This window comes from Bacillus sp. FSL K6-2861, from assembly GCF_038630725.1.
Classification (GTDB): domain Bacteria; phylum Bacillota; class Bacilli; order Bacillales; family Bacillaceae; genus Bacillus; species Bacillus velezensis.
Genome location: NZ_CP152037.1, coordinates 2,854,302 through 2,877,209 on the forward strand (window position 1 = coordinate 2,854,302; position 22,908 = coordinate 2,877,209).

The window sequence follows — 22,908 nt, forward strand, 5'->3', positions numbered from 1 at the left end:
AATCGTTACTCAGCAAGCCATTTTGCTGCGTCTTTTGCATGATACGTCATAATCAGATCGGCTCCTGCACGTTTCATGCTCGTTAAAATTTCCAGCACCATTTCTTTTTCTTTAATCCAGCCGTTTTGGGCTGCCGCTTTCACCATGGAATACTCCCCGCTCACATTATATGCGACCAGCGGCAGGTGATGGCGGTTTTTCACATCACGCATAATATCTAAGTATGACATAGACGGTTTGACGATTAAAAAGTCAGCGCCTTCTGCCGCGTCTGATTCAGCCTCACGAAGCGCTTCCAAGCGGTTGGCCGGATCCATCTGATATGTTTTTCGGTCTCCGAACTGCGGCGTGCTGTCAGCCGCGTCGCGGAACGGACCGTAAAATTCACTTGAATATTTCACGGCATAAGACATGATCGGAATATTCGTGAATCCTTCTTTGTCGAGCGCTTCCCTGATCACTGTGACAAAACCGTCCATCATATTTGAAGGAGCGATGATGTCAGCGCCGGCTTTGGCCTGGCTGACGGCTGTCTGAGCCAGCAGTTCAAGCGACTCGTCATTGAGGATTTCTCCGTCTTTCACGACGCCGCAATGGCCGTGATCCGTGTATTCACAGAGACACGTATCAGCGATTACGATCATTTCAGGATAATGCTTTTTAATTTCAGCAATCCCTTTCTGCACAATGCCGTGATCGTGAAAAGCCTGGGTTCCGCAGGCGTCTTTTTCTTCCGGCACGCCGAAAACGATGACCGACTTAATGCCGAGCGATATCAGCTCAGCCATTTCATCCTTTACCAAATCAAGTGATACATGATAAACCCCCGGCATGGAAGGAACTTCTTTTTTTCCTTCGAGCCCTTCAACGACAAATAACGGGTAAATAAAATCTGAGGGGTGAAGACGTGTTTCTTTTACTAAATCTCTCATCGCAGCGTTCGCGCGCAAACGGCGGTGTCTGTTAAATGTTTGATTCATCATTATCAATCCTTTCCCGACATACTGCACATGACGTCCAGCATGCCTTCAATCGTATAAGTGTCAGGCACATGGGATGAGATCCCGTATTCCAAGAGCGCTTTCTCTGTCAAAGGGCCGATGCTGATATAGCTCGCACCGCTGTTTTCCCACGCTTTTTCTCCGTCTCCGACCGCGTGCATAAACGTATGCACCGCCGATGAGCTGGTAAACGTAATAAAATCAAAATGAGAGCGGGATGCAGCCCGTCTCAGCTCGTCCATGCCTTTTTCATCCTGAATGGTATTGTATAACACCCATTCCCTTATTTGATAGCCAAGCGGCTCAAGCTCCGCTTTTATGACATCGCGTGATAAATTGCCCTTTATCACTGAAATGGGTTCGGCAGCTGATGCGTGCCGTTTTAAAGTATCAGCCAGACATTCCGCCACATACTCGTCAGGCATCGCATCCGTCCGGGCTCCCCGCTCTTTCAAGGCGCGCGCAGTCTTTTCACCGACGGCTGCGATTTTTTTCCGTCCCGAAAGCGCAAGACCGTGCCGATCAAGATAGGAAAAAAAGAACTGGACACCGTTTACGCTTGTAAACACAAGCCATCCCGGCTCAGAAAGGTCTTCCCGCAGACTGTCCGCACATTCATCCGGGAGCGCTTCCTGAAAAGCGATCAGCGAAGCGGAAACAGCCGTTCCGCCGAGCGCCTCTACTTTTTTTCGGAACGGAGCGGCCTGTCTTTTGTTCCGAGTGACAAGCACGGTCTTTCCTTGTAAAGGAAGGTCATTTGCCATCCTGATCGAGCTCCTGTTTCACGCTGTCGATTAGTGCTTTGGCTCCTTTTTCAGACATCATCGCCGCACAGCGTTTTCCAATTTCTTCCGGATCATGTCCCGCCGCTGTTTCTTTATAAATCGTCTTTCCGTCCGGAGACGCGACAAGACCGACCAATTCAACCTCATCCCGGTCATTGACGTACGCATACCCGGCTATCGGCACTTGGCAGCCGCCTTCCATCGCGTGTAAGAAAGCCCGTTCGGCTGCCACCGTGCGCTGCGTATACTCATCGGTAAATTGCGCAAACAGCTTCAAAAGCTCCTCATCCGACTCTCTGCATTCAATGGCAAGAGCGCCTTGGCCGACCGCAGGCAGACAGCGGTCCGGTTCGAGAAATTCAGATACGACATCATCTTTCCAGCCCATTCTCGAAAGTCCCGCAGCCGCTAAAATAATAGCATCGTAATCTTCCGTTTCAAGCTTTTGAAGTCTCGTATCGATATTGCCTCTGATCCACTTAATTGTAAGATCAGGGCGTTCAGCAAGAATCTGGGCGCTTCTTCTTAAACTGCTGGTGCCGATGATGCCTCCTTCTTTTATGTCGTCCAGCTTTTGATGCCCCTTTGAAATCAGCGCATCACGCGGATCCTCACGTTTCGGTATGCATCCTATGACAAGACCCTCAGGCAAAACCGCGGGCATGTCTTTCATGCTGTGAACCGCCATATCAATCTCCTGATGCAGCAGCGCCTGTTCAATCTCTTTGACAAACAAACCTTTGCCGCCCACTTTTGACAGCGTAACATCAAGGATGCGGTCGCCTTTTGTGACAATCTCCCGGATTTCAAAGTTATAGGAAGGGTTCAATTCCTTCAGTTTGTTAATCACCCATTTTGTCTGGGTCATAGCCAGTTTGCTCCGTCTGGAACCTACCTTAATCGTTCTCATTTTCTTTCCTCCCGAATCTGTTTGGGCGCGTGCGTTAACTGAACCAATGGAATTGCGACAGGCTTCCGAGCAGGAAGTAATTAATCATCAGCACGAGAAAACATGCTGAATTCCATAACGCCGCCACTTTTCCCTGCAGTTCCTTAATCATTCTGATATATAAGTAGTAGCTATATAAAAGCAGCACAATAAACGAACCGAGCACTTTTGAATCAAACCAGTACAGCGTTTCCAGCGACACATACGCCCAGATCACGCCTAATATCAGGCTCAACAGCAGCATCGGAACCCCGATGACATTTAAAACGTAAGCCATATAATCAAGTTTTGACAAATCTTCAATTCTCAACAGCCATTTTCCCCACTTTTTCTTCTTTAATAAAGAATATTGAAACTGATAAAGAAGCGAAAAGACAAAAGAAAGGGAAAAAGCGCCGTAAGACAGAATCGCCATTGTAATATGAATGACCAAAAGCTCTGAGACCAGCTGGCCGGAAAAAGCGGCCGAATGCTGATCCGTCGGTGAAAACGTATGGATCGCAATCATCGAGAAACCGATGACATTCGTGAAAAACACGATAAAATCAACACGCAGAATCTGAGTGACCACAAGTGAGAGCGTGACAAGCACCCACGCATAAAAGTAAAGGGCCTCTGTAATATTCAAGACCGGAAATCTGCCCGTCTGCCACATGAAATAAGAAAGATAGACGGTTTGCAGAGTCCAGACAATAGAAAGCAACCAGAAGGCCATTTTCCCAGCCTTCCGGTTGTGTTGAAGAAAATCTATAAAGTAAAAAAGGACGCTTACTGCATAAATAACAATTGTCGCTTCATTAAGTCTTGCCATTGCTGTATCAATCATACAGCCCTCACTCACTTACAAGCGGACGTAAGCCCGTTTTTGCTTCTGCCTTTTGAAACGAATGAACCGTCTGACGGTTATCCAGACTTTTGTCCAGCTGGCGGCCGGCCTCTTCCTCAATATCGAAAATCTGCATAAACAGCTTCAGCTTTTCATCTGAATCCGCTTCGGCCGCAAGCTCTTTCGCCTTCAGAATCGGGTCGCGCAGCATTTGGTTAATGATGCTTTTCGTATGTTTGCTGAGAAGTTTTTTCTCTCTTACCGTAAGATGAGGCAGCTTGCGCTCAATGCTCTGCATCGTATCGGACTGGATGGACAGCGCCTTTTCACGCAGCGCCGAAATGACCGGCACGACGCCGAGCGTATTAAGCCACTGCTTAAACTCAACAATTGCCGCTTCAATAAACAGCTCGACTTTTTCAGCGGTTTCACGGCGTTCTTGTAAGTTGGCTTCAACGATTCCTTCAAGGTCATCAATATCATACAGAAAAACACCTTCAAGATCGTTCAGCGCCGGATCGAGGTCTCGCGGCACAGCGATATCCACCATAAATAACGGGCGGCCTTTCCGCTGTCTGCCCGCTCTCTCCATCATTTCTTTAGACACGACGAAATCACTTGCGCCTGTCGAACTGATTAAAATATCAGCTTCAGCAAGTGCATGTTCAAGCTGGTTTAAGCTGCGCGCTTCTCCGGAGAAACGGTCAGCGAGCGCTTTTGCCTTCAAAAACGTTCTGTTGATGACCGTTACTTTGCCGATGCCCTGACCGTGCAGGTTTTCTGCGGCGAGCTCGCCCATTTTTCCCGCACCGAGAATCAAAATGTGCTTATTTGACAATGAGCCGAAGATTTTTTTCGCGAGTTCAACGGCGGCGTAACTGACGGAAACGGCATTGGCGCCGATATCGGTTTCAGCATGCGTGCGTTTGCCGACGGTCACCGCCTGTTTAAACAGCTCATTGAAAATGGTGCCGATCGTCTTTTCTGCCTGCGCCGTTTTAAAGCTTGAGCGGACCTGGCCGAGTATTTGCGTTTCTCCGATGACCATGGAATCCAAGCCGCACACCACACGGAATAAATGCTCGATCGCCGCGTCGCTCTCATAAAATTTCAGAAACGGAGACAGCTCTTCTTTCGGCAGCGAGAACCATTCGGATAAAAATGTTTTTATATAATAACGGCCGGTATGAAGCTGGTCGACCACCGCATATATTTCGGTGCGGTTGCAGGTTGACACGATAATGTTTTCAAGAACGCTTTTTTCTTCTTTTAAACGAAGCATCGCTTCTGCAAGCTCATCCGGCTGAAAACTTATTTTTTCGCGTATTTCAATAGGGGCGGATTTATAATCTACTCCCACAACAAGAATATGCATCGCTTTCATGCACCCCCGTACATCGCAATTTATTTATAATCATTCTAACATAGAATTTATTATTTATAATAATTATAACATAGTTTCTTCGGGAAAATGTGAACAGATTTCAAAAATGTTATGCTATAGTATAAAAAGCTCGTTTCCACTGTAATCATCATACTAAAAATCCTTTACTGCGGGTAGGTGACAGGATGAAAAAAACATCAATTTTATTACCGGGACTTCTGCTTGCCGCTTCATTATTCGCATGGCTTCAGAGCGGACAGGTTCACCTGTTTGAGAATCAGGGAGAATGGCCGGTGCTCCTTATGCTTTTGGGCGCCGTGCTCTTGTATCAGGGCAAAAAGGAAGCGGCCGGGCCTCACGTCCTGATCGGCATGCTTCTTTTCGGCATAGGTTTACACTTTTTCGCCAAACCTGAGCTCTCATGGTGGCCGGGAGATTTTGAAATGATTCTCTTCGTCTTCGGATTCTCCTTATTTGCGGCAGCCAGAAAAGAATATGTATACGAAGCGGTTGCCATGATTGGTTTTTCCCTCTTTTTATACTTCTTTAAACAAATTACGGCGTGGCTGGAGTCCGTCCATATTCCGACGGAACACTTCAAAACATACTGGCCGTATGTTTTCATCGGAATCAGCCTTTTATTATTGTTTATCAAGCGGAACAAAACTATACGATAAAACCCAAAACGCACTGCGTTTTGGGTTTTTCATTACCGGCTGATCATTTTTTTAATGGCTCCCCATGCTTCATCTTTGCCTTTTTTCGTTTCAGAGGAAAATAAAATCAGCTCATCTTCAGGATCCATATCAAGCGTCTGTTTGACAACCTTTAAGTGCTTGTCCCATTTTCCTTTTGGAATCTTATCCGCTTTTGTCGCGATAACGATGACGGGAATGCCGTAATACTTCAGGAATTCGTACATGTTCACGTCTTCAGCAGACGGCGCGTGCCTGAGGTCGACAATCTGCACGCAGGCTTTCAGCTCTTCGCGGGTCGTCATATAGGTTTCAATCATTCTCCCCCATGCTTCCCGCTCGCTTTTGGAAACTTTCGCAAATCCGTACCCGGGAACGTCGACAAAATGCAATTCATCATTGATGATGTAAAAGTTTAGGGTCTGTGTTTTCCCCGGTTTTGATGACGTTCTGGCCAAGTTTTTCCGATTGATTAATGAATTGATAAAAGATGATTTTCCTACATTTGATCTTCCCGCCAGCGCGATTTCCGGAAGCCCCCCATCAGGGTACTGTTCGGGTTTGACCGCGCTGATCACGATTTCTGACTTTGTGACTTTCATTTCTTCTCTCCTACTAAGGCATGTTCCAAAACGTCATCCAGGTGAGAAACGAATATAAACTTCAGTCCTTCTCTGACGCTTTCTGGAATATCCTCTATATCTTTTTCGTTATCTTTAGGCGCAATAATAGTGGTCAGGCCCGCTCTGTGCGCGCCGAGCGCCTTTTCTTTCAGTCCGCCGATCGGAAGCACGCGGCCCCGCAGCGTAATTTCTCCCGTCATACCGACTTCGCGTTTTACCGCACGGTCCGTTAATGCTGAAACGAGCGCCGTGGCCATCGTAATTCCGGCAGAAGGGCCGTCTTTCGGCACCGCCCCTTCAGGGACATGGATATGAATGTCATACTTCTCATGGAATTTCGGATCGATTCCGAACTGTTCCGCTTTCGAGCGGACATAACTGAAAGCGGCCTGCGCTGATTCCCGCATGACATCTCCAAGCTTCCCGGTCAGAATCAGCTTTCCTTTTCCCGGTGACAATGACACTTCGATTGACAGCGTATCTCCGCCGACCGTCGTATACGCAAGCCCCGTGACAACCCCGATTTGATCTTCGGTTTCCGCCTGTCCGTATCTGAATATCCGTTTTCCGAGATAGTCGGCCAGATTTTTCTCTGTAACGGTAATGCGTTTTCTCTCCTCAGACACAATGGCTTTTGCAGCCTTTCGGCAAATGGCGGCAATCTGGCGTTCAAGCGTTCTCACGCCGGCTTCCCTCGTGTAGTAGCGGATGATGTCCGTAATCGCCTGATCCCGAATCTGCAGGTTGCTCTTTGTGAGCCCGTGCTCTTTGATTTGTTTCGGAAGCAGGTGGTCCTTCACGATCTCCAGCTTTTCGTTTTCAGTGTAGCCTGACAGGCTGATAATCTCCATTCTGTCTCTGAGAGGTCCCGGGATGGAAGCAAGGTTATTCGCAGTCGCGATAAACAGCACTTTCGATAAATCGAACGTCTCTTCAATATAGTGGTCGCTGAATGTGCTGTTTTGTTCCGGATCCAGCACCTCAAGCATCGCCGAAGACGGATCGCCTCTGAAATCAGACGACATTTTGTCGATCTCATCCAGGAGAAAGACCGGATTTTGTTTACCGGCTTTTTTCATCCCCTGTATAATACGGCCCGGCATCGCTCCGACGTATGTACGCCGGTGCCCGCGGATTTCAGACTCATCGCGCACTCCGCCCAGTGAAATTCTCACAAAACGGCGCCCCATGCTCGTACTGATTGATTTTGCAAGAGATGTTTTACCGACTCCCGGAGGTCCGGCCAGACAAAGAATCGGCCCTTTCAGCGTTTTCGTCAGCTGTTTCACGGCCAAATACTCCAAAATCCGCTCTTTCACTTTGTCTAAGCCGTGGTGCTCTTTATCTAAGATTTCCCCGGCTTTTTTAATATCAAGTTTATCTTCTGTTTCATCCGACCACGGAAGGGCGATGAGCCAGTCAATATAGTTGCGGATAACAGAGCTTTCCGCTGAGCTTGACGGCACTTTTTCGTAACGGCTTAATTCCTTAAGCGCCGTTTCTTTGACACGCTCAGGCATGCCTGCTTCTTCTATCTTTTCCGTGAGCGACTGAACTTCGCCGGTTTTTCCTTCTTTGTCGCCAAGCTCCTTCTGAATGGCTTTCATCTGTTCACGCAAGTAGTATTCCTTTTGAGTGCGTTCCATCGAACGTTTGACGCGCTGACCGATTTTTTTCTCAATCTCCAGCACTTCTTTTTCATTATGAATGGAACGGATGACCTTATTCAGACGTTCTTTAATATCCGCCGTTTCTAAAATGTCCTGCTTGTCCTTTAATTTCAGCGGGAGATGAGAAGCGACGATATCCGCCATTCTGCCGGGCTCTTCAATATCAGTCACAGCCGCATACGTTTCTGCGGAGATTTTTTTAGAAATTTTTATGTACTGGTCAAAATGGTCCAGCAGCGTCCGCATAAGCGCTTCGTCTTCCACGTCTTTTGAATCATCCTCATGCATCAGCTGTATATCGACCGAAGTATAATCTTCGAGCTCGGTGTATTCAAGGATCTGCGCCCGCTGAATTCCTTCTACGAGCACTCTGATCGTACCGTTGGGCAGCTTCAGCATCTGTTTAATTTTTGTATAAGTGCCGACGGAGAAAATATCCTCTTCACCCGGTTCGTCTATCGAAATATCCTGCTGAGTGGCTAAAAAAATCATATGATCATGCATCATTGCCTGTTCAAGAGCCTGAACCGACTTGTCACGGCCTACATCTAAATGTAAAACCATTGTCGGGTATACCAATAAGCCTCTTAAAGGGAGGAGCGGGATGCTGCGTTTTGTATCTTCTGCCATGTGACTGACACCTCCGTGACTTTAGTATGAACCATTATAATACAACTTTTTCATCGTTGTACAATTCCGGGATCGGGCTTTAATCGGCTTATCCGCCTGCCCTGTATATAAAACAGTCTCTTCGTAGTATACCCTTTCTTTCTGTTCTGAAAAAGGAAAAGATGTCCTCCATAAAAAAACCCCATTATAAAAATGGGGTTTATACGGATTCTTTATTCATTTGGATATCAAACGGTTTTTGTTCTGAAGGAGGGTCAACCAATATGACGTCCAGCACTTCCTGGAACGTTTTTACCGCTTTAATGGTGATTCCGTCTATTCGTTTCAGAATGGACTGCTGATTTTCATATGGGATAATGACCGTTTTTGCTCCGGCCTGTTTTGCGGCTTTAATTTTCGGAATGACGCCGCCGATCGGTTTGACAAGCCCCGTCAGGCTGATTTCTCCCGTCATCGCCACCGTATGGTCGATCGGGATGCGGTGAATCGCGGAAAAAATCCCCGCGGCCATCGCGATACCTGCTGAAGGTCCGTCAATCGGGCCTCCGCCCGGAAAATTCACGTGAATGTCATAGTCTGAAGGTTTGATGCCCATTGTGCGCAGAACCGTCAGAACATTTTCCACAGATCCCTTTGCCATGCTTTTGCGGCGGATCGACTTCGATTGGCTGCCGATGCTTTCTTCCTCTGCAATTCCCGTGATATTCAGGCTTCCTTTGTCCTGCGCAGGTGTGACATTCACTTCGATTTCCAGCAATGCGCCGCTGTTCGGCCCGTAGACGGCAAGTCCGTTCACGATGCCGACTTGCGGTTCATCGGCGATTTTCTGCTCATTTTTAGGTGTAAGCTGACTGGAATGAACAACCCATTCTATATCTTCTGTCGTAATTTCTTTTCTGTCCTCAGTCACCGCCATGCCGGCGGCGATCTGGATCATATTGACGGCTTCACGTCCGTTTCTCGTATATGTGGTCAGCACACTGAGAGCTTCGTCAGAAATCTCTTTCTGAATTTTGTCGGCTGCTTTTTTCGCAACGATTTTAAGTTCATCCTTTTCCAGCTCGCGGAAAAATACTTCAAGACAGCGCGAACGGATGGCCGGCGGAATTTCATTCGGCATTCTCGTTGTCGCTCCGATCAAACGGAAATCTGCCGGAAGCCCATTTTGAAAAATATCATGAATGTGATTCGGTATTTGCGTATTTTCTTCACTGTAATACGCACTGTCTAAAAATACTTTTCGATCTTCAAGCACCTTCAGCATTTTATTCATCTGAATCGGATGAAGCTCGCCGATTTCATCAATAAACAATACCCCGCCGTGAGCATGGGTCACAGCCCCCTGTTTCGGCTGCGGAATGCCTGCCTGGCCCATCGCTCCCGCTCCCTGATAAATCGGATCATGCACTGAACCGATAAGCGGATCGGCAATCCCCCGTTCATCAAACCGCGCGGTCGTCGCATCAAGTTCAACAAAAACAGCCTGCTTTTGAAACGGTGACTGTTTATGTTTTTTCGCTTCTTCCAATACCAGCCGCGCCGCAGCCGTTTTTCCGACTCCCGGAGGACCGTAAATAATGACGTGCTGCGGGTTCGGTCCGCAAAGCGCTGCTTTTAACGCTTTAATTCCGTCTTCCTGGCCGACAATGTCCTGAAAGCTTTTCGGCCGCACCTTTTCTGATAAAGGTTCTGATAAACTGATGGCGCGCATTTTGCGCAGCTGTTCCATTTCTTTTTTTGATTCTTTATCTATCGTCACTTTTTGTGTACGCTGGTTTTTGAGCAGATTCCAAAAATATAATCCGATGACTATCCCGAAAAACAGCTGTACAAATAATGCGATCCCTGTCCAACTCATGCTGGTCCCTCCTGAAAAAACGATTTATGTATCCAATTCATTCCTCTGTCCGCTAGTATCTCCCAGCAAAGCCCGGAATAAACATTTTCAGAAGGGTCAGGACAAGAAAAAAACCTCCTGATCAATTCGGGTCAGGAGGTTTTGTCATGTTATGCTGATGTTTTATCTTGGCCGACAACTGTGCCGTCTTTTAATACAAGACGCGGTGCTTCACCGTCTGCGACTGTCGCTCCGGTAATGACACATTTTTCAATATCATCGCGGGACGGCAGATCAAACATGACGTCAAGCATGATGCCTTCAATGATAGAACGCAGGCCGCGTGCGCCTGTTTTACGCTCGATCGCTTTTTTCGCAATTTCAGATAATGCCTCGTCTTCAAATTCAAGCTCGACATCATCAAGTTCTAACATTTTCTTGTATTGTTTGACGAGTGCGTTTTTCGGTTTAGTCAGAATTTCAACCAGTGCCGTTTCGTCAAGCTGCTCAAGGCTTGCAATGACAGGAAGACGGCCGATGAATTCAGGAATCAGACCGAAACGGAGCAAGTCTTCCGGAAGAACTTTAGAAAGCAGTTCTTCTTTTTCCAGGTCTGCCGCTTTATTATCAGAGCCGAAGCCGATGACTTTTTGTCCGAGACGGCGTTTGATGATTTGTTCGATGCCGTCAAATGCACCGCCGCAAATGAACAGGATGTTCGTCGTATCGATCTGGATGAATTCCTGATGAGGATGTTTGCGTCCTCCTTGAGGCGGCACGCTTGCAACCGTTCCTTCAAGAATTTTCAGCAGCGCCTGCTGAACGCCTTCGCCTGATACGTCACGTGTAATGGACGGGTTTTCAGATTTTCGCGCTACTTTATCGATTTCATCGATATAAATAATACCTTTTTCTGCTTTTTCCACATCATAGTCTGCTGCCTGAATCAGCTTGAGGAGGATGTTTTCTACGTCCTCACCGACATATCCGGCTTCAGTCAGAGATGTAGCGTCCGCGATCGCAAACGGCACGTTCAGAATACGCGCAAGCGTCTGGGCAAGAAGTGTTTTCCCGCTTCCAGTCGGTCCGATTAAAGAAATATTACTTTTAGAAAGCTCGACATCATCCACTTTACTGTTGGAGTTGATGCGTTTGTAATGGTTGTATACCGCAACCGCAAGTGATTTCTTCGCCTGATCCTGTCCGATGACATATTCATTCAGAATCTCACGGATTTCCTGCGGCTTCGGAACGTCTTTAAATTCGACTTCTTCTTCCGTACCAAGCTCTTCCTCTACGATTTCTGTACAGAGCTCAATACATTCATCGCATATATATACGCCCGGTCCTGCAACCAGCTTACGAACCTGATCTTGCGTTTTTCCGCAGAACGAGCATTTCAATTGTCCTTTTTCCTCGTTGAATTTAAACATTCTTTCACCCCTTAATCTTGTCTCACTTTTTCTTTTACCTGAAGGGCAAAAGAAAACGGTTCTTGCTACGATCGAGTATGTATTGCATTTTACCATACTTTCCAGTAAGACGGTAACAATGTGTTTCGCACTTGCACATTCTATATGTATGACGAAAAACAGCCCGGCAATGACTATCTTGCCCCAAGAAAAAGAGTTATATCATAATTGTACAAAACAAGGCACGAATTAATCGCGCCCTGTTTTATTATGTCTATTATTATGAACCATATTAACGGTTTTCTACAAGAAAATCAATTGCTTTTCGAACTTTTAAATCTTCTTTCATCGCGTCAGTTGAACCGATTGCCTGCTTAATGTTTTCAACCGGCATGTTGTAAGCTTCAGCCATTTTAGTCAGCTCAGCTTCAACTTCTTCGTCCGTTACTTCAAGGTTTTCTGCTTGAGCGATCGCTTCAAGAGTCAGGTTTGATTTTACGCGTTTTGCGGCATCTTCTTTCATTTGCTCTTTTAACGCGTTTTCGTCTTGGCCTGAGAATTGAGTGTAAAGCTCAAGGTTCATGCCTTGCATTTGCAGACGCTGTTCGAATTCTTTCAGCATGCGGTCAAGCTCAGTGTCGATCATCGCTTGAGGAACATCAGCTTCAGCGTTTTCAGATGCTTTCAGAACAAGCTCTTCACGCAATTTAGCGTCAGCTTCGTTTTCTTTTGCTTCTTCAAGGCGTTTTTTTGTTTTCTCAGTTAATTCAGCAAGCGTTTCAACTTCTTCGTCAATGTCTTTTGCGAATTCGTCGTTAAGCTCAGGAAGCTCTTTCGCTTTGATTTCATGAATTTTCACTTTGAAAACAGCTGGTTTTCCGGCAAGCTCTTCAGCGTGGTACTCTTCAGGGAATGTTACTTCAACATCCTTTTCAGCGCCTGCTTCAAGGCCTGTTAACTGCTCTTCGAAGCCCGGGATGAATGAACCTGATCCTACTTCAAGTGAGTAGTTCTCAGCTTTTCCGCCTTCAAACGCTTCGCCGTCAACGAAACCTTCGAAGTCAAGAACGACTGTATCGCCGTTTTCAACAGCGCCTTCTTCTTTCACGACAAGCTCAGCCTGACGCTCTTGAAGCGCTTTAAGTTCGTTTTGTACATCTTCGTCAGTAACGGCAGTGTCATCTTTTTCGATTCCTAAGCCTTTGTAGTCGCCAAGTTTCACTTCCGGTTTTACAGTCACTTTTGCAGTGAAAATCAAGCTTTCGCCTTTTTCGATTTTTTCAACATCGATTTCAGGGCGATCTACAGGCTCAATGCCGGCTTCTTCAACCGCTTTAGGGTATTCTACAGGAAGTAAAATATCTAAAGCATCCTGGTAAAGAGCTTCAACGCCGAAACGCTGTTCGAATAAAGCGCGGGGAACTTTCCCTTTGCGGAATCCAGGAATAGAAACCTGTTTTACTACTTTTTTAAATGCATCATCAAGAGCTGTTTTGAACGTATCCGCATCAACTTCAACCGTTAATACGCCTTCGTTGCCTTCTTGTTTTTCCCATTTTACAGACATGTGTTTCCCTCCAAAAATCTATTCAGGTTGTGTCGGTCTTCCATTCTAAAGCAATCCGCGGCTTTGTCAAAGAAAAAACCGCTTTGAATCAGAATCATTATGTAATGAACTGGCAGCCTGTCCAACCGTAATTCTCATTTCAGTTAAACCGCTATACATAAATACAACCACTATATTATAACATAACGCCTACCGCTTTCAACTATATGGTGTGATTTACAAATAAGAAATTTCTTCAATATCCTTAATCATCGTGCAGGCTTCTTCAAGTTCGCGGCTGTCAAACTCGTACATCATATGAAGTTCCTCCGGCTCAATGTCAATGCCGTGCATCTCGTAACCGACCTTATGAAGCGCCGCCGCCCATAAATCTGCGTTCAAAAACTTCGGCATAAAAGGGTGCAGAACGTACAGATGCCTTCTCCACAGCTCTTCGACGGCAGCGTATAATGTAGGGTTTTCATTGCCGAGCGTTTCATCAAGCACCCGGAGAACGCGATGCAAAATCGGAGCCGCATCAGGCTGAACCGTTTCACTCGGAACCGCGGTCATTGAATCGCCGAATTTTGTAATATGGACCGGCTTGCTGTAGTCATGGTCCGCCATCAGCGTCAAAATCATCGTCTTGATAAGAGGATGAGCGCCCGGATCTTGAAGAATCGTTTTTAAGAGACCCGTGTATTTTGCAATATTGCGGTCTTTGAGAGAATGAATCAGATTCATTTGTTCAGCGGGGCTGTTCAGCACTTTTTCCGCATCAAGAATGTCCTCGTATTCCTCCTCCCACGCTTCATCCTGCTGGTCGGGATCGGTCATTTTGCGGCTGAATTCGAGCAGCCGGTAGAATTGCTCCGCACTTTCTGCGGGCAGCTGGTTTTCTTCCAGCACAGCTTCAATTGTGCTTTTGACTTCTTCATATTGTTTCAGCTGAATTAAAATGGTCATGTACACTTGCAGTACGGTGAAATAATGGCCGTACCCTTCATTCAGCATTTTCTCGCAAACTTGTTTTGCTTCTTCCAATTCCCCGAGTTCCAGAAAACAAATCGCCATGCCTAAATGTACGTCGGACTCGGTATCGCCGTGGCTTACCGCCTCTGAGAACAGTTCGAGGGCCTCCTGATACTGTTTATCCTTCATGGCGGCCATCCCTTTATCAACCAAGCGTTCTTTCAGACGGGGGAAAGGAATGATATCAGCTTTTTTCTTGTCATGCGTCATACTTTATTTCCTTTCAGGCGCTATTTTTTTCAAGTGTATCAACACGCGTCAGGAAACACAAGAAAGGATGGTGCGCACGGTAAAAAAAGCCGCCGGACAGATCCGGTCGGCTTTTTTCAGGCTTGAAGCCATGAACTTCTTTTCGATTCAAACTGCTGAATGTCGTCCTCCAGCAGAAGCGTTAATGAAATTTCATCATAGCCGTTTATCAGCATTTCCTTCCAGTGAGGATCGACTTCAAATGAAATCTCTTTTCCTTCACTGTCGTGAATGAGCTGGTTTTCCAAGTCAACCGTCATGTTAAGAGACTGATTTTCATATTGACCGGCGAGTTTTTTCCACTGATCATACGGCATACGGATGGGAAGCATACCGTTTTTAAAACAGTTTTGATGAAAAATATCGGCAAATGACGGAGCAATGATGATTTTGAAGCCGTAATCATCCAGCGCCCAAGGAGCGTGCTCACGGGATGATCCGCAGCCGAAATTCTCTCCGGCAATTAATATGGACGCGCCTTCATAGACTTTGCGGTTTAATTCAAATTCAGGATCAGGCTCACCGTTCTCAAGGTATCTCCAATCAAAAAACGCGAATCTGCCGTATCCTGTTCTTTCAATTCTTTTCAAAAACTGTTTCGGAATAATCTGGTCCGTATCGACGTTGATCCGGTTTAAGACGGCCGCTTTTCCCGTATGCGTTTTTAAAGGTTCCATCTTTTTGCGCACTCCTTACACAACTGTTTTTTCTTGATAAAACTTTCTTACATCGACGAAATGCCCGTGAATGGCCGCCATTGCCGCCATCGCCGGACTGACAAGGTGTGTTCTCGCGCCTTTTCCCTGTCTGCCTTCGAAGTTGCGGTTGGAAGTGGAAGCGCATCGTTCCCCTTCAGGCACGACATCATTGTTCATACTGAGGCACATGCTGCAGCCTGATTCTCTCCATTCAAAGCCGGCCTCGAGAAACACGCGGTGCAGCCCTTCTTCTTCGGCCTGCTGTTTCACGCTTTGAGAACCCGGGACCACAATGGCTCTGACGCTGTCGGCGACTTTTCGGCCTTTGATCATATCCGCAGCCTGGCGAAGATCGGTCATCCGCGAATTTGTACAGGAGCCAATAAACACATGCTCGACTTTAATATCTTCAATTTTTTGATTCGGTGAGATTCCCATGTATTCGTACGCGCGGATGGCTTCTTTTTTACCGTCTTCAGAATCAATCGTTTCCGGCGCCGGTATTTGGGCATCGACCGGAAGAACCATACCGGGATTGACGCCCCATGTTACCATTGGAGAAATCTCGCTGCCGTCTAGCACGATGGAATGATCGTATACGGCGCCCGGATCGGTTTTTAACGCTTTCCATTCTGCGGCGGCTTTTTCAAACTCTTCGCCTTTTGGCGCGTATTTACGGTTTTTACAATATTCGATCGTCGTTTCATCCGGAGCGATCAGTCCCGCCCGTGCTCCCGCTTCTATTGACATATTGCAGACGGTCATGCGTTCGTCCATAGACATGTTTCTGAATACTTCCCCGGTGTATTCAATGACATATCCGGTACCGAATTTCACCCCGTATTTTCCGATGACCGACAAGATGACATCCTTCGCGGTCACTCCTTTTTGGAGCGTTCCGTCAACGCGGATTTCAAGCGTTTTCGGCCGCTGCTGCCATAGTGTCTGTGTGGAAAGAACATGCTCCACCTCACTTGTGCCGATACCGAAGGCAAGCGCCCCGAATGCACCGTGAGTCGATGTATGGCTGTCTCCGCAAACGATCGTTTTCCCCGGTAGTGTCAGACCAAGCTCAGGCCCGACCACGTGAACGATCCCCTGGTCTGCGCTGTGAAGATCCGCAAGACGGACGCCAAACTCCTCACAATTCCGTTCAAGCGCGGTTACTTGGCGCTTTGCGACTTCATCTTTAATGTCAAAACGGTTGACGGTCGGAATATTGTGGTCCATCGTCGCGAATGTATTCTGCGGCCGTCTGACCTTTCTCCCCTTCTGCCTTAACCCTTCAAACGCCTGAGGAGACGTCACCTCATGAATGAGGTGCAGATCAATATAGAGAAGGTCGGGTTTTCCTTCACCGCTTTTTACAACATGCCGATCCCAAATCTTTTCGATGATTGTTCGAGGCATCATCTTTGTTTCCTCCCTCTACCTATGAACTAAGACCGCTTTCTTTAAAGCGTCACACTATAGATTTTGTATTCGAGCCGGCTAATGCGGCTTTTACTTTTTCAGTAATGTCATGCGTTCCGGCATATTGGCCGTCCCGGGCGATATCACGTGTACGGCTGCCGTCTGCAAGCACCTTTGCGACCGCTTTTTCCACCGCCTGCGCTTCGTTTTCAAGCCCGAAAGATGTTCTCAAAAGCATCGCCGCTGATAAAATCGCCGCAAACGGATTGGCCATCCCTTTACCGGCGATGTCAGGCGCAGATCCATGCACGGGTTCAAACAAGTGAAGACCTGAACTTGATAAGCTGGCTGACGGCAGCATGCCGAGCGAGCCTGTCAGCATGGAGGCTTCATCGCTTAAAATATCGCCGAACATATTCTCAGTTACGACGACGTCAAACTGGCTCGGAGCATAGATGAGCTGCATCGCGGCATTATCGACAAGCATATGTTCAAGCGTCACATCAGGAAATTCTTTTGCGATTTCATCCGCTGTTTCCCGCCAAAGCCTGCTTGATGAAAGCACATTCGCCTTATCAACGGACGTCACTTTTCCTTTTCTGCCGGCAGCCATCTTAAAAGCTTCTCTGACAACGCGTGCGATTTCTTCTTTCTTATAAAAAAGGGTATCGACCGCTTCCTTTTCTCCCGTTTCATTGACATACTGTCTGCTCGGTTCTCCGAAGTAGAGGCCGCCCGTCAGTTCCCTGACGATTACAAAGTCGACGCCGCTGATATATTCTTTTTTCAGCGGAGACGCCTCAGACAGGCTTTCAAATACGGTCACGGGACGCAGATTGGCAAACAGGCCGAGTTTTTTTCTGATGCCGAGCAGGCCTTTTTCCGGTCTGAGCTCCGGAGGATTTTGGTCCCATTTCGGCCCGCCGACTGCCCCGAGCAGGATGGCGTCGGATCTTTCACAAAGAGCCACCGTCTCCTCAGGAAGGGGGTTTTGATGGGCGTCAATAGCCGCTCCCCCGATCAGCCCGTTTTCAAATTCAAATTCATGTCCGAATTGTTCGGCAACGCTTTTCAATACATCTGCCGCTGATTCCGCCACTTCCGGTCCGATTCCGTCACCGGGCAGCAAAGCAATACGTTTTTTCAAATCAAACGTTCTCCTTTCTATTACGAGCCGACCGCAGTCTGTCTCTTTAATCCGTCTAAATTGCAATCCAGCACCAGCTGCCGGTTCACGGCGTTCAGATAAGCTTTAGCAGAAGCTTCCAGAACATCCTGCGCGATTCCCCGCCCTGATGTTTCTTTTCCGTTCACGGTCACTCTGACAAAAACTTGAGCCAGCGCGTCTTCGCCTTTCCGGTTGGATTGGATGCGGTAGTCTGTCAGTTCAATATTTTTATCGATGCAGCGCCCGAGCGTATTATAAACGGCTTCTACGCTGCCCGCCCCCGTTGCCGCCTCTTGAATCAGCTGTTCGTTTTCCTGATTTTTTAAAGAGACTGTTGCAGTCGGCACCTGAGACGTCCCGTAATGCACTTGCAGAGACAAAAATTCATAGCCGATTTTTTTGTCTGTCACTTTTTCTTCTAAAATAAGAGAAATCAAGTCATCATCGGTGATTTCTTTTTTCTTTTCGGTCAGTTCTTTAAACATCGTAAAAAATTTATTGATTTCCTCACTATCAAACTGGAATCCAAGCGCATTCAGGCGGTCTTTGAACGCATGGCGTCCGGAATGCTTTCCGAGTACGAGCGCATCAGCAGTCACGCCGACAAGTTCCGGTGAAATGATTTCATATGTTGATTTTTCTTTCAGGAAACCGTCTTGGTGAATGCCGGACTCATGTGCGAAAGCGTTATCTCCGACGATTGCTTTATTGCGGGGAACGGCCATGCCCGTCAGTTTGCTGACAAGATCACTCGTCCGCTTCAATTCATGAAGATTGAGGGATGAATCGGCTTGATGGGCGTCATTTCTGACATGAAGCGCAACAGCGATTTCCTCTAGCGCGGCGTTCCCGGCTCTTTCTCCTATGCCGTTAATGGCGCATTCAATTTGATCAGCGCCGTTCTCAATTGCCGAAAGCGAGTTGGCAACCGCCATTCCGAGATCATCGTGGCAATGGGCTGAAAGCTTTACCCGGTTGATATTCGGAACGTGTTCCTTCATATATTTAAAGATGTTTCCGTATTCAGCCGGCGTCAGGTAACCTACAGTGTCCGGCAGGTTGATGACGCTCGCGCCGGCATCAATCACTTCTTCAACGATTTCAGCCAGAAACGGAAGTTCGGTGCGGCATGCGTCTTCTGCTGACCATTGAACGATCGGAAAGCGTTCTTTTGCATACTTCACCATTTCAACCGCTTTTTCCTTAACCTCTTCCCGCGTCATTTTCAGCTTATGCTTCAGATGAATGTCAGAGGTGGCGATAAAGATGTGAATCCGCGGGCTGGCCCCGTCTTTCAGCGCTTCCCAGGCTGCGTCGATGTCACCTTTGACAGATCGGGCAAGCCCTGTTACCGAACAATTTTTAATCGTTCTTGCGATTTCCTGCACGGCTAAAAAATCACCTCGGGATGAAGCGGGAAATCCCGCTTCAATAATATCCACCCCGAGTCTTTCAAGCTGCTTGGCTATCGCCAGTTTCTCCCGGGAATTGAGGTTGACCCCGGGGGATTGTTCACCGTCACGAAGGGTCGTGTCGAAAACATTAATTTTGCGCAACGGAGACCACCGCTTCCTTCTTTTTGCCTTGTTTGACAAACGGCATCATTTCACGAAGCTGTCTGCCGACCTTTTCAATCTGATGCTCGTTTTCACTTGCATTGATCGCATTGAAGCGAGGACGGTTCACTTGGTTTTCCACGATCCATTCTTTCGCGAATGTACCGTTTTGAATATCTGTTAATACTTGTTTCATCGATTCTTTTACCTTCGCATCGACTACGCGCGGCCCTGAGACAAAATCTCCCCATTGAGCCGTATCGGAGATAGAGTATCTCATGCCCGCCAATCCTTCTTCATACATCAAGTCTACGATCAGCTTCAGTTCGTGCAGACACTCGAAGTATGCGAGTTCAGGCTGGTAGCCGGCTTCTGTCAGCGTTTCAAAACCCGCTTTGACAAGCGCCGTTAAACCTCCGCACAGAACAGCCTGCTCACCGAACAAATCCGTTTCCGTTTCTTCCTTAAATGTTGTTTCAAGAACGCCCGCACGCGCTCCGCCGATTCCTTTTGCATAAGCAAGAGCCGTATCTTTCGCTTCGCCTGATACATCCTGGTAGATGGCAAACAATGCCGGTACGCCCGCGCCTTGTTCATATGTTCTTCTGACAAGGTGTCCCGGTCCTTTAGGGGCGACAAGGAATACATCCACATCAGCAGGAGGCACGATCTGATGGAAATGGACGTTAAATCCGTGTGCGAATACTAATGACTTGCCCGCCGTCAATTCATCTTTGATTTCAGCTTCATATACTTTTTGCTGCTGTTCATCCGGAAGAAGAACCATAATGATATCTGCCTGGGCAGCCGCTTCTCTTACCGAAAAGACTTTATGACCGTCTTCTTGGGCCTGTGTAAATGATTTTCCTTGTCTGACGCCGACAATGACATCAATTCCGCTTTCTTTTAAGTTCAGCGCATGTGCGTGACCTTGTGAACCGTAACCGATAATCGCTACTTTTTTACCTGCCAATACGTTCTCTTTGATATCACCGTTATAATATACTTTTACCATTTTAATCTCTCCCTTTTTTGTGTTATACAATTGAAATTGTTTTATTGGATGACGCCTTCTGCTGGGTTCCCCTCGCAAAAGCCGTTGTGCCCGTTCTCGCGATTTCTTTAATGCCGTAAGGTTTGAGCAGCTCTATGAGCGCTTCGATTTTATTAGATTCGCCGGTAACCTGAACGACGATGCTGTCTCTTGAGACATCAACGACGGAAGCTCTGAACGGCTCAATGATTCCATTGATTTCCGTTCTGGCCGACGGTGCGGAAACAACTTTGATTAATGCCAGCTCACGCTGTACAATCGATTGGTTTGTAATATCCGTCACTTTCAGGACGTCAATTTGTTTGTTAAGCTGCTTTGTCAGCTGCTCTACGTCATTTTCGCCTTCCACATGGACGACAAATGTAATTCTTGAAACACCGCTTGTTTCCGTGTGGCCTACAGTGATGCTTTCGATATTATAGTGTCTTTTTGTAAACAGGCCGGTGATCCGGTTTAATACTCCCGAGCGGTTGACCACCGTTAATGTGATTATGCGTTTCAAGGTTTCACCCCCACCATTTCATGAAGTCCTTTACCCGGCGCAATCATCGGGAATACTTTCTCGCTTTTGGCGACCCGGACGTCAATAACGGCCGGTTCTTTTGATGAAAGCACCTTTTTAAGCTCTTCTTCCGCCTCTTCCTCCGATGAAATCCGGACGCCTTTAATGCCGTAGGCTTCTGACAATTTGACAAAGTCAGGCTGCGCCGAGAATTTGGATTCAGAATAGCGCTCTTCATAGAAGATTTCCTGCCACTGTCTGACCATGCCCAGACATTCGTTGTTTAAGATAACCACTTTGACAGGAAGATTCAGCTGCCGGATGACATCTAATTCCTGAAGGGTCATCTGAAAACCGCCGTCTCCGAGGATGGCAACGACCGTGGCGTTACGATCGGCCAGCTGCGCTCCGATAGCCGCCGGAAGGCCGAAGCCCATTGTGCCGAGTCCCCCCGAGGTCACCCACTTATCAGCCTTTCGGAAAGGATAAAACTGAGCCGCCCACATCTGGTGCTGGCCGACATCCGTCGCCACAATTGCCTCACCGTTTGTGAATTGGTGAATATACTCAATCAGCTTTTGGGGTTTCAAGCCCTCTTCTCTGTTGTCTGTATACCAAAGCGGATATTCTTCTTTCCATTCTGAAAGCTGCTGTTTCCATTCCTCTGTCTGTCCCTGTTTTCCGTTTTGCTTCAATAATTCCTGAAGGACGATTTTACTGTCGCCGACCACCGGAATCTGCGTTTCGATAATTTTTCCGATTTCAGCAGGATCAATATCGATATGCGCCACTTTGGCCGATTTTGCAAAATGCTTCAGATTTCCGGTCACGCGATCATCGAACCGCGCTCCGATGCTGATCAACAAGTCACAGTGGTAAAGCGCCATATTCGCTGTGTATGTGCCGTGCATCCCCGCCATTCCCAGAAAAAGAGGATGGTCTGCCGGGAAACCGCCCAGACCGAGGAGCGTGTGCGCTACCGGAATTTGCTGCTGTTCGACATAATTTTTTAAATCTTCTGAAGCTTTACCGTGCAAAACACCCGCTCCGGCTAAAATAACCGGCTTTTTCGCACTGCTGACAGCTTCCACGAGCTTTCGGATCTGCAGATAGTTAGGCTCTTTTACAGGCTGATAACCCGGAAGGCTGATCTCGTGATCATATCTGAACTCTCCTTCAAATGCTGCGACATCCTTCGGTATATCAATTAATACCGGACCCGGTCTTCCCGTCGTGGCGATATGGAACGCCTCTTTAATCACACGGGGGAGATCTTCCGGACGGCGGACTTGGTAGCTGTGTTTCGTAATCGGCATCGTAATTCCTAAAATGTCGGCTTCCTGGAAAGCGTCGCTGCCGATGACCGAAGTGGCCACCTGACCGGTAAACACTACGAGCGGCAATGAATCTATCATCGCATCCGCAAGACCGGTAACTAAATTTGTCGCTCCGGGTCCTGAGGTAGCAATCACAACCCCCGGCTTTCCGGAGACTCTCGCATACCCTTCTGCCGCATGAATCGCGCCTTGCTCGTGGCGGGGCAGGATGTGAACCAATCCTGATTGATACAGTTTATCGTAAATCGGAAGGACGGCTCCCCCCGGATAGCCGAAGATCATCTCGACATTTTCTTTCTTTAATGATTCAATCAGCATCAGAGCCCCGTTCATTGTTTTTGTACATTCGGCAGACAAAGAATCCGCCTGTACATTTGTGCCCATTTTCAGTTCCTCCTTTTCAATGTTCCCTTCTAAAATCCAATTCATAAAACGCAGCGCCGGCTGACGCAAATAAAAAAGCCTTCCCACCCACATTCAGCCAAGCATTTCATGCGATAGCCAAAAGGGGCGAAAAGGCTTTGCTTTCCGCGGTACCACC

Annotated in this window: 19 protein-coding genes and 1 other annotated feature (1 of these 20 cut by a window edge); of the genes, 1 reads left to right on the forward strand and 18 read right to left on the reverse strand. The window is 47.4% G+C overall.

The annotated features are described in order from the left end of the window. Nucleotides 1–5: 5 nt before the first annotated feature. Genes hemB through hemA form a run of 5 tightly spaced genes read right to left on the reverse strand, consistent with a single transcriptional unit; the run spans nucleotide 6 to nucleotide 4,936 of the window. The gene (gene hemB, locus NYE62_RS14090) at nucleotides 6–980 is read right to left on the reverse strand and encodes a porphobilinogen synthase (RefSeq protein ID WP_342497008.1); all 975 of its coding nucleotides are present in this window, start codon (nucleotides 978–980) and stop codon (nucleotides 6–8) included. Nucleotides 981–985: 5 nt separating this feature from the next. After that, nucleotides 986–1,765, reverse strand: coding sequence for a uroporphyrinogen-III synthase (locus NYE62_RS14095; RefSeq protein WP_342497009.1), 780 nt, complete (start codon nucleotides 1,763–1,765; stop codon nucleotides 986–988). Continuing rightward, nucleotides 1,755–2,696, reverse strand: a complete 942-nt coding sequence (hemC, locus tag NYE62_RS14100; protein ID WP_342497010.1) for a hydroxymethylbilane synthase — start codon at nucleotides 2,694–2,696, stop codon at nucleotides 1,755–1,757. The genes NYE62_RS14095 and hemC overlap by 11 nt, the downstream gene beginning before the upstream one ends. A 34-nt stretch (nucleotides 2,697–2,730) precedes the next feature. After that, nucleotides 2,731–3,561 (reverse strand): cytochrome c biogenesis protein, encoded by an 831-nt coding sequence (locus NYE62_RS14105; protein WP_007408154.1) that lies wholly within the window; start codon nucleotides 3,559–3,561, stop codon nucleotides 2,731–2,733. A gap of 7 nt (nucleotides 3,562–3,568) precedes the next feature. Then, nucleotides 3,569–4,936: a glutamyl-tRNA reductase gene (gene hemA / locus NYE62_RS14110; RefSeq protein WP_060562760.1), complete on the reverse strand. Its 1,368-nt coding sequence runs from the start codon at nucleotides 4,934–4,936 to the stop codon at nucleotides 3,569–3,571. Nucleotides 4,937–5,130: 194 nt separating this feature from the next. On the opposite strand from hemA, the gene NYE62_RS14115 reads away from it, so the two are divergent. Continuing rightward, the gene (locus NYE62_RS14115) at nucleotides 5,131–5,622 is read left to right on the forward strand and encodes a hypothetical protein (protein WP_007612894.1); all 492 of its coding nucleotides are present in this window, start codon (nucleotides 5,131–5,133) and stop codon (nucleotides 5,620–5,622) included. Nucleotides 5,623–5,654: 32 nt separating this feature from the next. Here NYE62_RS14115 and yihA read toward each other — a convergent pair whose 3' ends face one another. The 13 genes from yihA to ilvB all read right to left on the reverse strand — a co-directional run bounded on the left by yihA (nucleotide 5,655) and on the right by ilvB (nucleotide 22,751). Next, complete coding sequence (gene yihA, locus NYE62_RS14120) at nucleotides 5,655–6,242, reverse strand: ribosome biogenesis GTP-binding protein YihA/YsxC (RefSeq protein ID WP_003152626.1); 588 nt, start codon at nucleotides 6,240–6,242, stop codon at nucleotides 5,655–5,657. Then, entirely contained in the window at nucleotides 6,239–8,563 is a 2,325-nt protein-coding gene (gene lon, locus NYE62_RS14125; RefSeq protein WP_342497011.1) for an endopeptidase La, read from the reverse strand. The genes yihA and lon overlap by 4 nt, the downstream gene beginning before the upstream one ends. 199 nt (nucleotides 8,564–8,762) lie before the next feature. Continuing rightward, nucleotides 8,763–10,421: an ATP-dependent protease LonB gene (lonB, locus tag NYE62_RS14130; RefSeq protein ID WP_012118116.1), complete on the reverse strand. Its 1,659-nt coding sequence runs from the start codon at nucleotides 10,419–10,421 to the stop codon at nucleotides 8,763–8,765. 149 nt (nucleotides 10,422–10,570) lie between these two features. Continuing rightward, nucleotides 10,571–11,833, reverse strand: a complete 1,263-nt coding sequence (clpX, locus tag NYE62_RS14135) for an ATP-dependent protease ATP-binding subunit ClpX (RefSeq protein WP_007408149.1) — start codon at nucleotides 11,831–11,833, stop codon at nucleotides 10,571–10,573. Nucleotides 11,834–12,104: 271 nt separating this feature from the next. Further along, on the reverse strand, nucleotides 12,105–13,379 hold the full coding sequence (tig, locus tag NYE62_RS14140; protein ID WP_042635396.1) for a trigger factor: 1,275 nt from the start codon (nucleotides 13,377–13,379) through the stop codon (nucleotides 12,105–12,107). Nucleotides 13,380–13,595: 216 nt separating this feature from the next. Continuing rightward, entirely contained in the window at nucleotides 13,596–14,600 is a 1,005-nt protein-coding gene (gene ddcA, locus NYE62_RS14145) for a DNA damage checkpoint antagonist DdcA (RefSeq protein WP_059368019.1), read from the reverse strand. 116 nt (nucleotides 14,601–14,716) lie between these two features. Beyond that, nucleotides 14,717–15,316, reverse strand: a complete 600-nt coding sequence (gene leuD / locus NYE62_RS14150; RefSeq protein ID WP_007408146.1) for a 3-isopropylmalate dehydratase small subunit — start codon at nucleotides 15,314–15,316, stop codon at nucleotides 14,717–14,719. Nucleotides 15,317–15,331: 15 nt separating this feature from the next. Then, entirely contained in the window at nucleotides 15,332–16,750 is a 1,419-nt protein-coding gene (leuC, locus tag NYE62_RS14155) for a 3-isopropylmalate dehydratase large subunit (protein ID WP_342497012.1), read from the reverse strand. A gap of 49 nt (nucleotides 16,751–16,799) precedes the next feature. Further along, entirely contained in the window at nucleotides 16,800–17,897 is a 1,098-nt protein-coding gene (gene leuB, locus NYE62_RS14160) for a 3-isopropylmalate dehydrogenase (RefSeq protein ID WP_094032207.1), read from the reverse strand. A gap of 20 nt (nucleotides 17,898–17,917) precedes the next feature. Beyond that, nucleotides 17,918–19,474, reverse strand: coding sequence for a 2-isopropylmalate synthase (locus NYE62_RS14165; RefSeq protein ID WP_032870763.1), 1,557 nt, complete (start codon nucleotides 19,472–19,474; stop codon nucleotides 17,918–17,920). After that, a complete protein-coding gene (ilvC, locus tag NYE62_RS14170; RefSeq protein ID WP_003152600.1) occupies nucleotides 19,461–20,489 on the reverse strand; it encodes a ketol-acid reductoisomerase in 1,029 nt (342 codons plus the stop codon). Before ilvC ends, NYE62_RS14165 begins: the two co-directional genes overlap by 14 nt. Nucleotides 20,490–20,511: 22 nt before the next feature. Next, a complete protein-coding gene (gene ilvN, locus NYE62_RS14175; RefSeq protein WP_003152598.1) occupies nucleotides 20,512–21,030 on the reverse strand; it encodes an acetolactate synthase small subunit in 519 nt (172 codons plus the stop codon). Then, nucleotides 21,027–22,751 (reverse strand): acetolactate synthase large subunit, encoded by a 1,725-nt coding sequence (ilvB, locus tag NYE62_RS14180; protein ID WP_007408140.1) that lies wholly within the window; start codon nucleotides 22,749–22,751, stop codon nucleotides 21,027–21,029. Before ilvB ends, ilvN begins: the two co-directional genes overlap by 4 nt. 119 nt (nucleotides 22,752–22,870) lie before the next feature. Next, nucleotides 22,871–22,908 (reverse strand) — a binding site (T-box leader) (it continues 214 nt past the right edge of the window).